The sequence below is a fragment of the Vibrio sp. KUL78 genome (assembly GCF_059725505.1).
In genome coordinates this window covers 2763755-2778254 of the sequence record NZ_AP045837.1, presented here as the reverse complement: position 1 = coordinate 2778254, position 14500 = coordinate 2763755, and the positions used below count along the sequence as shown (strand labels likewise).

Genomic DNA, 14500 nt, shown 5'->3' with positions numbered 1-14500 from the left:
ACATTTATTTTTAAATATCTAGTGTGATTTTTGTCACTTTACTGGGTTATTTATTTGTTGGTGCGAATTAATTGCGAGTACATTGAGTGCAAGCCAACTGGCAACGAAACAAGACGGCAATATAAGCCGCCCATATATCAACAAATATAGGTGTTTTTACCATGAAAAAAGTCCTCGCTCTTACCGCTTTAGCAGTAGCTTCAACAAGTGCATTCGCTGGTTCTTCTTATGTAACAGGTAACGTTCAATTCCACGATACTTACCTGCAAGGTTCAAAAGCGACATCAACGCTAGAAGCTGGTCATACGTTCGATTCAAACACGACACTTCTAGTAGAGTTTGATGCTATTCCTCTCGGTGATGTGAAAGATACTGACCGTCCTTTGCCTTTCACAACGCTGGGTGTAGAGCAGGTATTTAGCGTAACAGATAACTTCTGGTTGGCTGCAGGCTATCATCATCTAGTACAAGGTGGTGACACAGTACAGTACCGTCCACTAATCAAAATTGGTTATAACTTCGACAACGGACTTTCTTTGAGTAACCGTACTCGTATGCACATTAACAACCAACTAGATGGCCAAGCTCGTAAGTCTGATACTGATGTTCGTTTAGATAACAAAATTGCTTATCAATTTGCTGACCAACCGATCGCACTTTCATACAACAACGTTTATGTAGTGGCGGGTGATAAAGATGCGAGTGGTAATGATAAAGTAAACACGATGGACCACGAGCTACGTGCCACTTGGACTCGTGAAGGTGTTCAACCTTACTTTGAGTTCCGTAGCCAAGCACACGGTTTGAAAGACAGCAACGGTAGCAGCCTAGTGAATAACGCCTTTGTATTCGGTGCGTCTTACGGCTTCTAAACGTCGACAATTTCGTTTTAGAAAGGTCCCTTATGGGGCCTTTTTTTTTGCAAGAAATGTAACGATAGCGCGAAAAATGTTAGTGGTGACTCGCAAGGTTTGAGGCAGATAGCAATTGGCTGTGGTGACATCGTAGTGTTACGTGATAATGAACAAACTTATCGTATTGAGTTGCGAGTAAACGATTTTATCCACACTGATGTCTTGGAGGTATTATGCGAAACTTAACTCGGATTGCAGGGATATTGATTTTTCTATTGATTGCGGGGTGCTCCTCGACAAATTTTCCAACCGATGGCTCGGTAGATAGCTGGAACCAATTTGGTTATGTGGAAGCAAAAAAAGGATACTCAAAAAAGGATCAGGACCACCTACAGCTTTCTGAGCAAACACTTTTTGACGCTTACTCTAAAGGCTATGAAAAAGGGCGAGCTGAGTTCTGTGAGCAAGATGCCTACAAACTTGGGATTATGGGTAAACCTTATATTGGTATCTGTGATGAGTTAGATTGGCGATTTCGGATGCGCTATAACGATGGTCGCTCAAACCAAAGTCTTGGGAGATTGTAGTTTATCTTTAGGTGAATCACGCCGGCTAAAGTCGGCTCTCACATAGCTTTAATCTTTTTTGGAAAATTTTAAGTTTACTCAAACTGGTGATATTTAACGCAGTTGGGTCAATTGGGGGCGAGCTCTTCGGAGTGTCATGACATTTAGTTGACAGGTAGAATTAGATTTAAATTCAAGATTATGATTATTAATGATTTATCTAAATTTCTATTCATTATGACCTTTCAGTTTGATGACTTTGTCAAAACTTGTGTTTTACTCTGAGTAACTAAAGTATAGGCGCAAATTAGCCAATAAAAGGAAGCTACTTTGCGTCACCTAATTTTTGTGTTGCTTAGCCTCACTGCATTTTTTGCAAGCGCCGCCTCTTCATACATCGAAGGCAACATCCAATTTAATAGCACTTACCTTTACGACTCTAAAACTACTGCCAAAATGGAAGCGGGTCATACGTTTGATACGGATACGACGGTTCGTTTTATCGTAGAGGACATTCCCATTGGTAAGACGCCATACAGTCATCATAACCACCACGATAATGTTTACTATGGTCACTCCGCACGTGCGCCGCTGACTACACTAGGGGTTGAACAGAAGTTTCAGATGTCGAAAAACTTTTGGCTTGGGGCAGGCTATGAGCACTTGATGCAACTCGGTGAAACTGTGCAATATCGCCCATTGTTTAAGATTGGGTATGACTTTGATGAGGGGCTGTCACTGAGTCATCGCACGCGTGTTGAGGCCTATGCAAAGCATGACCGCTGGGGTTACAAGCCAGATATCGACTATCGTTTCGACAGCAAGGTGGAGTATCAACTAAAAACTCACCCGATAAAGCTGCACTATAACAACGTTTATCATATGAGTGGGGCTTACCATCCTTACTACCCATATACCGATAATGCGATGGACCATGAATTTAGGTTAACGCTGACTAAGTTCGCATTTCAGCCTTATTTTGAATACAAGAACCAAGGCACGTTTCGAACGCCTTATTACCCACGTGGCACGGCAAACTCAGCCATTGTCGTAGGTGGTACTTATCACTTCTAAAAAAACGCCCACTTCATGTGGGCGTTGTTGTCTACATGTTGTACGAACGGTAGGAAAAGACCTGCCCTTCTTCGTTGTAAGCATAGACATGATACGGGTCTTTTTGATCGCCATATTCCATACCAGGAGAGCCTACAGGCATCCCAGGTACGGCTAAGCCCTTCGCACCTTTTGGTGGGTTTTCTAGAAACGCCTTGATATCGTCAGCGGGAATATGCCCTTCAAACACATAGTCGCCGATAACAGCCGTATGACAGGAGGCCAGCTCCGGTTTGATACCAAGCTTTTGTTTTATTGGGTTCATATTCTTATGATCTTCGACGGTGACCGTGAAGCCTGCGTCTTCCATGTGCGTGACCCAGTCTTTACAGCATCCGCAGTATGGGGATTTATAGGTCAGTACATTGGTTGCAAACGCCGAGCCTGCTAGCATCGCCAGCGATAGCGTTGCCAGTTTTATAAATCGTTTTTGGTTCGACATAGTTCATCCTCTTTAACATTGCATTGTTATCAACAATCACCAAGTGCTTCATATAACCTTATTTTAGATTGTCGGTCATGCTGAGCACGGGTTAGTTTTTATAGTGAAACTTTCTTAATCGGTTAGCATTGGTTACGACCGTAATAGAAGAAAGTGCCATTGCTGCCCCTGCAAAAACAGGGCTAAGCAAAAATCCGAACAGTGGGTATAACACACCAGCAGCAATTGGGATGCCTAAGGTGTTGTAGATAAACGCACCGAACAAGTTCTGTTTAATGTTCTTAACCGTCGCTTTGGAGAGAGCGATCGCGTGAGCCACACTGGCAGGGTTGCTGTTTAGTAGCGTCATTGGGGCGCTTTCTATCGCGACATCGCTACCCGAGCCCATGGCGATACCCACATCTGCGAGCGCTAATGCCGGTGCATCATTGATGCCGTCACCCACCATGGCGACATGTTGATACTGTTTTCTAAGCGCTTCGATATGCGCGGCTTTTTCATCTGGTAATACTTCAGAGAACACCTCATCAACACCAACTTGCTCTCCAATGACTTTTGCAACGTGGCGATTGTCACCGGTTAGCATAATGGTCTTTATACCTTGATTTTGGAGGGCTTCAATCGCTTGTTTTGCCTCTGGTTTGATTTGATCGGCAATGGTGATTAAGCCCGCAGGTTTAGAGTCAACTAGGATAACGATAGGGGTTAAAGCCTTGGTCGCAGCGTCTGAAATTGATGCATCTAGCTCAGCTATATCCACTTGTAACGCTTTGATATGATTTAGAGAAGCAACGAGCACGTGGCGACCTTCCACCACTCCTTGAACGCCTCTACCTTTGAGGTTCTCAAACTCGGTTGGCTCATTGACCTCTGTTTCAGCCCAATAATCGGTGACGGCTTTGGCGAGAGGATGTTCAGAGCGTTTCTCTAATGGCAACACCAATCTAGCAAGCTCCATTTCAGATAGACCAACGGTTTGGACGCCTTGTACTTTAGGTTGCCCTAACGTGAGCGTTCCCGTCTTATCAAATACGACAGCGTTGATCTTGCTAAGCTTCTGTAGTGCATCCGCATCTTTAATCAGAATCCCAGCTTGCGCGGCTTTACCTATGCCAACGGTGATAGACAGCGGGGTAGCAAGACCCAGAGCGCAAGGGCAGGCGATGATAAGTACGGTTGTCGTGACCACAAGCATGTAGCTTGCCTTTGGCTCTGGGCCTACTAAGAACCAAACCGCCGCAGCGCCTAAGGCAATGAGCACAACAACAGGGACAAACACTGCAGAGATGGAATCTGCGAGCTTCGCAATAGCGGGTTTGCTGCTCTGTGCGTCTCGAACCAGATTAATAATGCGTGACAGCATGGTATTGGCGCCGACGCCCGTTGCGTCGATGACTAAGCTGCCGTCGGTATTCACAGTGCCTGCTGACACCTTGTCGCCAACCCCTTTAAGTGCGGCAATCGGTTCGCCAGTGAGCATAGACTCATCAACATAGCTGTGACCCTCAGAAACCTGTCCGTCGACGGGGACCTTTTCACCCGGCTTAATTCGCAGTCTCATGCCAAGCTGAATGTCGGAAACGGCCAATTCGACGTCTTTGCCATCGATGATCGCCGTCGCCACTTGAGGTTGAAGGTTCATCAGCGCCTGTAAGGATTGATTGGTCTTGGCTTTCGCTTTGGCTTCTATGTAGTGACCGAGCGAGATCAGTCCGATGATCATCGCGCTTGCCTCAAAATACACATGACGTGATGATTCAGGGAACCAGCTCGGAGCGATGACGACGAGCATCGAGTAGAACCATGCTGCGCCAGTGCCCAGAGCAACCAAGGTGTCCATGGTGGCACGACCGTGCGTTAGCGATTTGTAAGCGTTGGTATAGAAATCACGACCTGCCGTCGCGAGAAGCCATAAGCAGAGTATGCCGACAGCGCCCCAAGCCATTTGATCGCCAGAGTGACGGATCATCATACTGCCGCCAAGCACGCCCCACAGCATCAACGGCGCTCCGACCGCTAGCGCGACAATCGTATTCTTTTTTTGCTGCGCTTGATGAGCAAGCAAGGCTTGCTGCTGTTGCTGCTGGCTGGTCGCTAGGTCCTCGACCAGCTCGCCTTGGTAACCGGCATTGCTAATCGCTTTTAATAGCGGTGTCTGGATATCATCTATCGGCAAGGTGGTGCTGACCATGGCGCTTTGCTCGGCAAGGTTTACGCGAGCAATGTCGACACCAGGCACGGAGAGAAGTGCTTTCTCTACTGACGAGACACAGCTCGCGCAGGTCATGCCTTGAATCAGCAAATGAATACTTGGTGGGTGGGTGTTTTGTGAAGCTTCGACGGGCTGTTGGATTTCAGGTTCTTTATCTTGATACTCCGAATGTTCAATGGCGGTGTCTGTAGGGAGGACATTAGATGACTCCGTCACTTGTTCCGTCAATACAGTAGCGTGATATCCAACCTCTTCGATTGCATCAACGATGCTATTTACACTCAGTGTTGATTCCAGTGTTAGTGATTGCTTACTGATCTCAATGATGTCGCTATCTTCGAGCGATCGCAGTTTTTCACGCAGCTTTGCTACACACTTACCGCAGTTTAGCCCCGCGAGTTCAAATACCCATACAGGCTTAGCTTGGTAACCAAAGCCTTCAACAATCTCAATCACTGTACTCACATCACTTTGTGTTGAGACCTTAAGTGTTTGCTTATCGATATGGTCGATATGGATGTCATTGGTCGATGCTTCGACAGCATTTCTGACTTTATTCACGCAACCCATACAGGATAAACCCGATAAATTAAGCGTATAACTGACCATAACCCACCTCAAAATTCGTTCGTTGTTGTTAACCATAAACCTTCCCTCAAGGGTAAGGTCAAGAGATTTGATCACATTGACTTTGGTTGATGAGGTTATTGGGTATAGTGATTGTAGAATTAGCGCAAGGTGATAAAATAGCGCCCAAAATTTGCAACGCATAATGATGAGCATTGTGCGACGTTGACAACAAGGTACTTTCGATGACGGTTAAAACACGTTTTGCTCCAAGCCCTACAGGCTATCTTCACGTCGGTGGTGCGCGTACTGCACTGTATTCTTGGCTATTTGCTAAAAACCAAGGCGGTGAATTCGTTCTACGTATTGAAGATACAGATCTTGAGCGTAACTCTCAGGAAGCAGTAGATGCGATCCTAGAAGGCATGCAGTGGATGGGTCTTGAGTGGGACGAGGGTCCGTACTACCAATCTAAGCGTTTTGACCGCTACAACGAAATGGTAGAGAAACTACTTGCTGAAGACAAAGCCTACAAATGCTATGCACCAAAAGAACTTCTAGAAGAGATCCGTGCAGAGCAAGAAGCGAACAAAGAGATCCCTCGCTACGATGCGAACCATCCGAAGATTGTTGCGGCGAACGCAGCAGCGAAAGAGGGTGATCCGTGTGTGATTCGTTTCCGCAACCCGAAAGAGGGCAGCGTAGTATTTGACGATCAAATCCGTGGCCGTATCGAGATCGCAAATAGCCAAATGGATGATCTGATCATTCGTCGTACTGATGGTGCGCCAACATACAACTTCGTTGTTGTGGTTGATGACTGGGATATGGGTATCACTCACGTGGTGCGCGGTGAAGACCACATCAATAACACACCACGTCAAATCAACATCTATGAAGCACTTGGTGCGCCAGTGCCGACATTCGCACACTGTGCAATGATTCTAGGCGATGACGGCGCTAAGCTATCTAAGCGTCACGGCGCTGTGTCAGTGATGCAATATCGTGATGAAGGTTACCTACCAAACGCACTAAACAACTATTTAGTACGTCTAGGTTGGTCTCACGGTGACCAAGAAATCTTCTCTCAAGAAGAGATGATCAACTTGTTCTCTCTAGATGCGATCTCTAAGTCAGCATCAGCGTTTAATACAGATAAACTGAACTGGTTGAACAACCACTACATCAAAACCTCTGAACCAGAATATGTAGCGAAGTACCTTCAATGGCACCTTGATGAGCAAAAGCTGAACACAGAAAATGGTCCAGCGATCACTGAGGTGATCAAGCTCGTTGGCGAGCGCTGCAATACCTTGGTTGAGCTTGCAGAGCAAATCCGTTACTTCTACGAAGATTTCTCTGAGTTTGAAGCGGGTGCAGCTAAGAAACACCTACGTGGTGTTGCGAAGCAGCCTCTAGAAGCAGCGCTAGCGAAAGTAGAAGCGCTACAAGAGTGGACAACGGCAAACATTAAAGAGCAAGTGATTGCGGCAGTTTGCGAAGAGCTAGAAATCGGCATGGGCAAAATTGGCATGCCACTTCGCGTAGCGGTAACGGGTGGTGGTCAATCTCCGTCAGTGGACGCTGTGATGGAACTTGTAGGTAAAGAGCGCGTGATTGCTCGCATTAAGATGGCGCTAGAGTTTATCGCTGAGCGTGAAGCAAACGCATAATTGCCATCCAATTGGATTTGAAAAGCCGCAACCTAGGTTGCGGCTTTTTTGTGTCCGTAAGTTATCCGAATGAGAAAAAGTGGCATTAAAAAAGCGACCATAAGGTCGCTTTAGCTTTCTCTAACCAGAAATATCTCTATTTAGAGATGTAATCACGAATAGACGCTTCGATACCCGCAGCATCAAGACCAAGCTCTGTATGTAGCTCATCCTGCGTGCCTTGTGCGATAAACCGGTCTGGAAGACCAAGGTTTAGTACTGGCTTCATTAGCTTCTCTTGCATCATGAATTCTATGACACCAGCACCTGCGCCGCCAGCGATAGCGTTCTCTTCAAGAGTCACAATCACATCGTGGCTATCGCACAGCTCCTTGATAAGCGCCTCATCGAGCGGCTTAACAAATCGCATATCTGCCACTGTCGCGTTGAGGTTTTCTGCTGCAACCAGCGCGTTGTCTAGGAAGGTACCGAATGACAAGATGGCTACTTTCTCACCTTCGCGAACAACACGGCCTTTACCAATCTCTAAGGCGGTAAACTCAGCTTCAGGTGTTGTGCCGTTACCGCTGCCACGAGGGTAGCGAACCGCACTTGGACCAGTGTGCATGTGACCAGTGTAGAGCATCTGACGACACTCGTTCTCATCGCTTGGCGCCATGATCACCATGTTTGGAATACAACGCATAAAGCTGAGATCGAACGCACCTTGGTGGGTTTGACCATCGGCTCCAACCAGACCAGCACGGTCGATGGCAAACATCACCGGCAGATCCATAATGGCGACATCATGGATTAGCTGATCGTAGCCACGCTGCAAGAAGGTTGAGTAGATCGCTACAATCGGTCTGTTACCAGCAATCGCCATGCCCGTTGCAAGTGTCACCGCATGCTGCTCAGCAATCGCGACATCAAAGTACTGACTAGGATACTCTTTCGAAAAGCGAACCATACCAGAGCCTTCACGCATTGCTGGCGTGATTGCCATTAGTGACGGGTCTTTCGCTGCCATATCACACAGGAAGTCACCAAAGATCTTCGAGTAAGTCGGCTTGCTTGAACTGCTTTTTGGCAGGCAAGAGTGTGAAGGGTCAAACTTCGGTACACCGTGGTAGCCGATAGGATCCTTCTCAGCAGGCTCATAGCCCTTGCCTTTCTTGGTCATAATATGCAGGAACTGTGGGCCTTTTAGCTCACGCATATTCTTGAGCGTTTTAACCAACTCATTAACATCATGACCATCGATAGGACCAATGTAGTTAAAGCCTAACTCTTCGAATAGCGTTCCTGGGACAATCATGCCCTTGATATGCTCTTCGGTACGCTTGACCAGTTCCTTAATTGGAGGAAGTCCAGACAGCGCTTTTTTGCCACCCTCACGAATGGAGGTATACAAGCTACCAGACAACACTTGAGCAAGGTGGTTGTTCAGGGCACCAACGTTCTCAGAGATGGACATCTCGTTGTCGTTAAGGATGACCAGCATGTCAGGGTGAACATCACCTGCGTGGTTCAGTGCTTCAAACGCCATACCTGCCGTGATAGCGCCATCACCGATAACGCTAACGACTTTGCGGTCTTTGCCTTCTTTAGCGGCGGAAATCGCCATGCCAAGACCCGCACTGATCGACGTTGATGAGTGACCAACAGACAGTGTGTCGTACTCACTTTCTTCGCGCCATGGGAAAGGGTGTAACCCGTCTTTTTGACGGATAGTCGATAATTGCTCACGACGGCCAGTTAAGATCTTATGAGGGTAGGCTTGATGGCCTACGTCCCAGATAAGCTGGTCGAAAGGTGTATTGTAGACGTAATGCAGAGCAACTGTGAGTTCCACAGTGCCTAGTCCGGAAGCCAAGTGTCCACTAGACTGGCTCACTGAATTTAGCAAATACGTCCTTAGCTCCTCACACAGCTTAGGTAAAGATTCCTTCGGCATCAGACGAAGTTCTTCTGGCGTGTTTGCTAATGTCAGTGTCGGATACTTTGAAATATCAAGTGTCATAGTTATTTAGCGCTTTAATATAGTCTAGTTGTTGCGCTCGATGACATATCGTGCGAAGTCTTCGAGTAATTGCGTATTGTAGGGTATCGCTTGCAAAGCACAAAGTGCTTCTTCAAATAGTTGCGTAGCTTTTTGCTGCGCGCCTTCCAGCCCAAGTAAGGCAGGATAGGTACTCTTATTGAGTTCGACATCGGAACCTTGAGGTTTCCCTAGTGTTTCCGTGTCGCTAACAATGTCTAGAATGTCGTCTTGCACCTGAAACGCAAGACCAATAGCCTCAGCGTAGTTCTCAAGCTGAGGAAGATACTCACGCCCTTTCTCTCCAGCGGCTAACGCGCCGAGCTGAACCGCGCATTTGATAAGCGCACCAGTTTTGTGGCGGTGTATCTGCTCAAGCTCTTCTAGGCCTACCGAGCGATTTTCCGCTTCCAAGTCCAGTGCTTGGCCAATACACATACCAGCGGCACCAGACGCGTTCGCGAGTTCTTTCACCATATTGATACGTTGAGACTCGGCAAATGACGCTAATGGGCCTTCAGATAGTATCGTAAATGCCAATGTTTGAAGTGCGTCGCCTGTCAAAATAGCGGTCGCTTCATCAAACTCAATGTGGCAGGTCGGCTTACCGCGACGAAGTTCATCGTCGTCCATCGCAGGGAGATCGTCGTGGATGAGCGAATAAGCATGAATACATTCGATGGCTGCAGCAGGGGTGTCGAGCTCCTCTTCAGTGCATCCAAAGATAGAACCTGTGGCATAAACTAGAAAAGGCCTTGCGCGTTTGCCGCCAAGAAGTAGGGCGTAGCGCATTGCCTCAATGAGTCTTTGCTGTTGAAACGGGTAGCGGTCCAACCAAGCATCCAGTTGCTCGTTGTTGCGCGTTTGATAAGACTTCAAAGCCTCAATCATGGGGATACTCACTTTTGAAATTATTCTGACTGTTGAGCGAAGTCTTGCAGGTCCGCGTCGTCATCCTTAGCTAGGAGAATACTCACTTTTTGCTCCGCTTCTGTCAGCTTTTGCTGTCCAGCTCTTGCTAAGGCGATGCCTCGCTCAAACTTTTTCAGCGCGTCGTCAAGCGCTAGGTCGCCATTTTCTAATTGTTCTACCAGCGTATCGAGCTCATCGACTGTCGCTTCGAAAGACATGTTTTCAGGTTTCTTAGTCGCCATAACGTACTTATTTTTTATGAAATGATCGAACGTTACATGAGCGGCTAGCGATGGTCAAACTTAAGGTGCTAAAAATGCCGTGAAGATACGTCGCAGGCTTTTTGATTGCTAAAAAAAGCGCCAATATCGTGCCTCAAAACAATGAGTTTAAGGGCTTTTCTATCTGATAAAAGAGGAGAAGTGATCACTGGTCACGCAATTTTGTGATTTTGTGGTCATAAATCACTTAAAGATATCGTCACTTGGTCGATAACCTTAGAGCAACGAGATAGACTCGGTGAGCTCGAATAGCTCACCAGAGTTTCTAAGACGTCAAATTTTTCATGGAGTGTTGAGTGGATTTAGCAACGCTGATAGGCCTCATTGGTGGGGTCGCTTCGATAGTTATCGCAATGGTGCTGGGTGGCAGCATCATGACTTACTTCGATACAACCTCGGTATTTATCGTAATCGGGGGCTCGACCTTTGTCGTCTTGATGAAGTTCACCTTGGGGCAGTTTTTTGGGGCAACCAAAATTGCCAGTAAGGCGTTCATGTTCAAGACCGACGAACCAGAAGATCTCATCGCTAAAATTGTGGAAATGGCAGACGCGGCTCGTAAGGGCGGCTTCCTAGCGCTTGAAGAAATGGATATCCAAAACAGCTTTATGCAAAAGGGCATCGATCTTCTTGTAGATGGACACGATGCAGAGGTTGTACGTAATGCAATGCAAAAAGACATCGCGTTAACAGACGAGCGCCATGAAAAAGGCGCAGCGGTGTTTCGATCATACGGTGATGTGGCACCGGCCATGGGTATGATTGGTACGCTGGTGGGGCTAGTTGCGATGCTATCCAACATGGATGACCCAAAGTCCATCGGTCCTGCGATGGCGATTGCACTTTTGACCACTCTTTATGGTGCCATGCTTGCGAACATGCTGTTTTTCCCTATCGCTGACAAACTGACGCTGCGCCGAGAGCAAGAAAACCTTAATCGCCGCTTGATTATGGATGGCGTATTAGCGATTCAAGATGGTCAAAACCCGCGTGTCATTGATGGGTACCTGAAGAACTACATCAACGAGAGTAAACGAGCCTTCGACCTCGATGGTGAGTAGTACCGTGTCCGTAATGAATTGCAACGGGATTAAATGATGGAAGAGAAAGCAAAATGTAAATGCCCACCTCCTGGGGCGCCCGCTTGGATGGCGACTTTCTCTGATCTCATGTCGCTGTTAATGTGCTTCTTCGTACTCTTGCTATCGTTCTCTGAGATGGATGTACTGAAGTTTAAACAGATAGCAGGTTCAATGAAGTTTGCGTTTGGTGTTCAGAACCGATTGGAAGTGAAAGATATCCCTAAGGGCACCAGTATTATCGCGCAGGAGTTTCGCCCTGGTCGTCCAGAGCCAACGCCTATTGATGTGATCATGCAGCAGACCATTGATATCACTCAGCAAACTCTCGAGTTTCAAGAAGGGGACTCAGACAGAGCGGGTGGCAATCAGCGTGATGATGGCAAGATCACTGGCGGACAAACCGCAGACCGAACGCAGAAGAATCAAATAGGCACAGCCTCGGCAGAGAATGAGCAGCAGAATGAAGATCTTGAGAAGTTAGAAGAGCTTATCAAACAAGCGTTACAACAAGAGATCAATCAAGGGGCTGTAGAGGTGGAAAACCTTGGGCAGCAGTTGGTGATTCGAATTCAAGAGAAGGGGGCTTTCCCTGAGGGTTCGGCGTTCCTGCAACCCAAATTTAGGCCTCTGGTGCGTCAAGTTGCCGACTTAGTGAAAGACATCCCGGGTCAAGTACGAGTATCGGGCCATACCGATAATCTGCCGTTGGACTCAGAGCTGTATCGTTCGAACTGGGATCTAACATCGCAGCGCGCGGTATCCGTGGCGCAAGAGATGGAAAAAGTGAAGGGCTTCTCACACCTTAGACTCAGAGTCATAGGTGTTGCTGATACCGAGCCACTTGGACCAAATGATACAGAAAGGCAGCGAGCTCGAAATCGCCGCGTCGAGATCAGTATTATGCAGGGCGAGCCAGTCTACACCGACGAAGTCTCCGCAGACGGAAATTAGTGACTTTCAAGTTGATGAAATACCAGAGCCATGCTCTGGTATTTTTGTTTGTGGACCAAAGAAATGCGTGCAGATTTGAATTAAGTCGATTACTCGCATCTTATCGGGCTTGCGGGTATACTTGCGCCCCTGATGAACAATCGCTCAGTCGAGTCTTAGTTTTTAAGCACGCAGAATTGAGCGAATTTGTACTACAGTTGATATGTGTTTCCCTATACTGTCGCGCTCAGACAGCATTGCAACGAGATGTGAAAAGACTATGAGATTTATCGTAAAGCCCCATCCAGAGATTTTTGTAAAAAGCGATTCAGTGCGTAAGCGCTTTACAAGGATCCTTGAGTGCAACCTGCGAATCATTATCCAGCGCCGTACGGAATCGGTGGCGGTGTTTAACCGTCGTGACCACATTGAAGTGAGTGCAAGTTCAGACCAATACTACAAAGAGGTATTGGAGATTCTGACTCAGACCCCTGGTATCCACCACGTGCTTGAGGTTCAGCAATCTGATTTTGCTGACATGCACGATATCTATGAGCAAGTTCTAGAACTTAACGGCAAGCGTATCGAAGGCAAAACCTTCGTCGTGCGTGCGAAGCGTCGCGGTAAGCATGACTTTACCTCGATTGAGCTTGAGCGCTACGTTGGCGGCGGTCTGAATCAAGCGGTCGAAAGTGCGCGTGTTAAGCTTTCTAAGCCGGATGTGACGGTAAACATCGAGGTTGCGAACGACAAGCTTAACCAAGTTATCGCACGTCACAAAGGCCTTGGCGGTTTCCCTCTAGGTACTCAAGAAGATGTACTCAGCCTGATCTCTGGCGGTTTCGACTCTGGTGTATCGAGTTACCTGCATATCAAACGTGGCTCAAAGACGCATTACTGCTTCTTCAACCTAGGCGGCCCTGCTCACGAGATTGGTGTTAAGCAGGTAGCACACTTCCTGTGGAACAAGTACGGCTCGTCAGCGAAGGTGAAGTTCATCTCTGTCGATTTCGAACCGGTTGTTGCTGAGATCCTAGAAAAAGTAGAAGACGGCCAAATGGGCGTCATCCTCAAGCGTATGTTTATGCGTGCTGGTGGTATGCTTGCTGAGAAATTTGGTATTGAAGCACTCGTGACAGGTGAAGCACTGGGTCAGGTATCTAGTCAAACACTGACTAACCTGCGCCATATCGATGGCGTAACAGATACTCTGATTCTTCGTCCTCTTATCAACTGGGATAAAGAAGACATCATCGACCTAGCGCGTGAAATCGGCACCGAAGATTTTGCTAAAACCATGCCAGAATACTGTGGTGTGATTTCTCGCAAGCCGACGGTTAAAGCGGTGAAGTCTAAGCTAGAAGCGGAAGAAGAGAAATTTGATTTCTCTGTGCTTGAACAAGTGGTGCGTGACGCTCGTATGATCGATATCCGTGATATCGAGAAAGAGAGCCAAGAGCAGGCACCGGAGGTAGAGCAAGTGGAAGCAGTTGAAAACGATGCTATCGTACTCGACATTCGCAGTGCGGAAGAAGAAGACGAAAATCCATTGGAGTTGGATGGCGTTGAAGTTAAACACCTACCGTTCTTCAAGCTTGGTACTAAGTTTGGTGATCTTGACCAGTCTAAGACTTACCTACTTTATTGTGACCGCGGTGTGATGAGTCGACTGCAAGCGCTTTATCTTCAAGAGCAAGGCTACAGCAACGTTAAGGTTTACCGCCCATAACGTAAAGTACTCTGAAAAACGCCAAGCTTTCATGCTTGGCGTTTTTTTATTGTCTGACCGATAGAAATTGGTATCGGTGCTAGATTCCAGCCATAAAAAAACCAGTCTCAAGACTGGTT

The 14500-nt window shown here is 47.2% G+C and carries 12 protein-coding genes; 7 read left to right on the top strand and 5 right to left on the bottom strand.

The genetic code is table 11. The annotated features are described in order from the left end of the window. The first annotated feature begins 161 nt into the window (after window positions 1-161). The 3 genes from AC6I8Y_RS12970 (at window position 162) to AC6I8Y_RS12960 (ending at window position 2494) form a co-directional block, all read left to right on the top strand. The gene (locus AC6I8Y_RS12970) at window positions 162-872 is read left to right on the top strand and encodes an oligogalacturonate-specific porin KdgM family protein (protein ID WP_128648975.1); all 711 of its coding nucleotides are present in this window, start codon (window positions 162-164) and stop codon (window positions 870-872) included. Between the two features lie 215 nt (window positions 873-1087). Further along, on the top strand, window positions 1088-1441 hold the full coding sequence (locus tag AC6I8Y_RS12965; RefSeq protein WP_498020308.1) for a DUF2799 domain-containing protein: 354 nt from the start codon (window positions 1088-1090) through the stop codon (window positions 1439-1441). 309 nt (window positions 1442-1750) lie between these two features. Continuing rightward, complete coding sequence (locus tag AC6I8Y_RS12960) at window positions 1751-2494, top strand: oligogalacturonate-specific porin KdgM family protein (protein ID WP_498020307.1); 744 nt, start codon at window positions 1751-1753, stop codon at window positions 2492-2494. A gap of 31 nt (window positions 2495-2525) precedes the next feature. Here the strand turns inward: AC6I8Y_RS12960 and AC6I8Y_RS12955 are convergent, their stop codons facing one another. Continuing rightward, window positions 2526-2975, bottom strand: a complete 450-nt coding sequence (locus AC6I8Y_RS12955; protein WP_234495315.1) for a DUF411 domain-containing protein — start codon at window positions 2973-2975, stop codon at window positions 2526-2528. Window positions 2976-3066: 91 nt separating this feature from the next. After that, window positions 3067-5796: a heavy metal translocating P-type ATPase gene (locus tag AC6I8Y_RS12950; RefSeq protein ID WP_498021512.1), complete on the bottom strand. Its 2730-nt coding sequence runs from the start codon at window positions 5794-5796 to the stop codon at window positions 3067-3069. A gap of 203 nt (window positions 5797-5999) precedes the next feature. Between AC6I8Y_RS12950 and gltX the strand changes: the two genes are divergently transcribed. Then, window positions 6000-7427, top strand: coding sequence for a glutamate--tRNA ligase (gene gltX / locus AC6I8Y_RS12945; protein ID WP_498020306.1), 1428 nt, complete (start codon window positions 6000-6002; stop codon window positions 7425-7427). 136 nt (window positions 7428-7563) lie between these two features. Here gltX and dxs read toward each other — a convergent pair whose 3' ends face one another. Genes dxs through xseB form a run of 3 tightly spaced genes read right to left on the bottom strand, consistent with a single transcriptional unit; the run spans window position 7564 to window position 10601 of the window. Next, window positions 7564-9429, bottom strand: a complete 1866-nt coding sequence (gene dxs / locus AC6I8Y_RS12940; protein ID WP_394150739.1) for a 1-deoxy-D-xylulose-5-phosphate synthase — start codon at window positions 9427-9429, stop codon at window positions 7564-7566. A gap of 24 nt (window positions 9430-9453) precedes the next feature. Continuing rightward, window positions 9454-10338: a (2E,6E)-farnesyl diphosphate synthase gene (gene ispA / locus AC6I8Y_RS12935; RefSeq protein ID WP_234495318.1), complete on the bottom strand. Its 885-nt coding sequence runs from the start codon at window positions 10336-10338 to the stop codon at window positions 9454-9456. Between the two features lie 20 nt (window positions 10339-10358). After that, a complete protein-coding gene (gene xseB / locus AC6I8Y_RS12930; RefSeq protein ID WP_042473750.1) occupies window positions 10359-10601 on the bottom strand; it encodes an exodeoxyribonuclease VII small subunit in 243 nt (80 codons plus the stop codon). Window positions 10602-10936: 335 nt separating this feature from the next. Here xseB and pomA point away from each other — a divergent pair, with 335 nt between their 5' ends. From pomA to thiI, 3 genes are all read left to right on the top strand, one after another. Then, window positions 10937-11701 carry a flagellar motor protein PomA gene (gene pomA, locus AC6I8Y_RS12925; RefSeq protein ID WP_394150738.1) on the top strand — a complete coding sequence of 255 codons (765 nt, stop codon included), beginning with the start codon at window positions 10937-10939 and terminating at the stop codon, window positions 11699-11701. Window positions 11702-11734: 33 nt separating this feature from the next. Next, the gene (locus AC6I8Y_RS12920) at window positions 11735-12673 is read left to right on the top strand and encodes a flagellar motor protein MotB (RefSeq protein WP_394150737.1); all 939 of its coding nucleotides are present in this window, start codon (window positions 11735-11737) and stop codon (window positions 12671-12673) included. A gap of 259 nt (window positions 12674-12932) precedes the next feature. Continuing rightward, window positions 12933-14381 carry a tRNA uracil 4-sulfurtransferase ThiI gene (gene thiI / locus AC6I8Y_RS12915; RefSeq protein ID WP_394150736.1) on the top strand — a complete coding sequence of 483 codons (1449 nt, stop codon included), beginning with the start codon at window positions 12933-12935 and terminating at the stop codon, window positions 14379-14381. Window positions 14382-14500: the final 119 nt, after the last annotated feature.

Coding starts and splice junctions, on each gene's coding strand:
- gltX (WP_498020306.1), top strand. CDS start 6,000: ATGACGGTTAAAACACGTTTTGCTCCAAGCCCTACAGGCTATCTTCAC.
- AC6I8Y_RS12920 (WP_394150737.1), top strand. CDS start 11,735: ATGATGGAAGAGAAAGCAAAATGTAAATGCCCACCTCCTGGGGCGCCC.
- AC6I8Y_RS12950 (WP_498021512.1), bottom strand. CDS start 5,796: ATGGTCAGTTATACGCTTAATTTATCGGGTTTATCCTGTATGGGTTGC.
- AC6I8Y_RS12955 (WP_234495315.1), bottom strand. CDS start 2,975: ATGTCGAACCAAAAACGATTTATAAAACTGGCAACGCTATCGCTGGCG.
- dxs (WP_394150739.1), bottom strand. CDS start 9,429: ATGACACTTGATATTTCAAAGTATCCGACACTGACATTAGCAAACACG.
- ispA (WP_234495318.1), bottom strand. CDS start 10,338: ATGATTGAGGCTTTGAAGTCTTATCAAACGCGCAACAACGAGCAACTG.
- thiI (WP_394150736.1), top strand. CDS start 12,933: ATGAGATTTATCGTAAAGCCCCATCCAGAGATTTTTGTAAAAAGCGAT.
- AC6I8Y_RS12970 (WP_128648975.1), top strand. CDS start 162: ATGAAAAAAGTCCTCGCTCTTACCGCTTTAGCAGTAGCTTCAACAAGT.
- xseB (WP_042473750.1), bottom strand. CDS start 10,601: ATGGCGACTAAGAAACCTGAAAACATGTCTTTCGAAGCGACAGTCGAT.
- AC6I8Y_RS12965 (WP_498020308.1), top strand. CDS start 1,088: ATGCGAAACTTAACTCGGATTGCAGGGATATTGATTTTTCTATTGATT.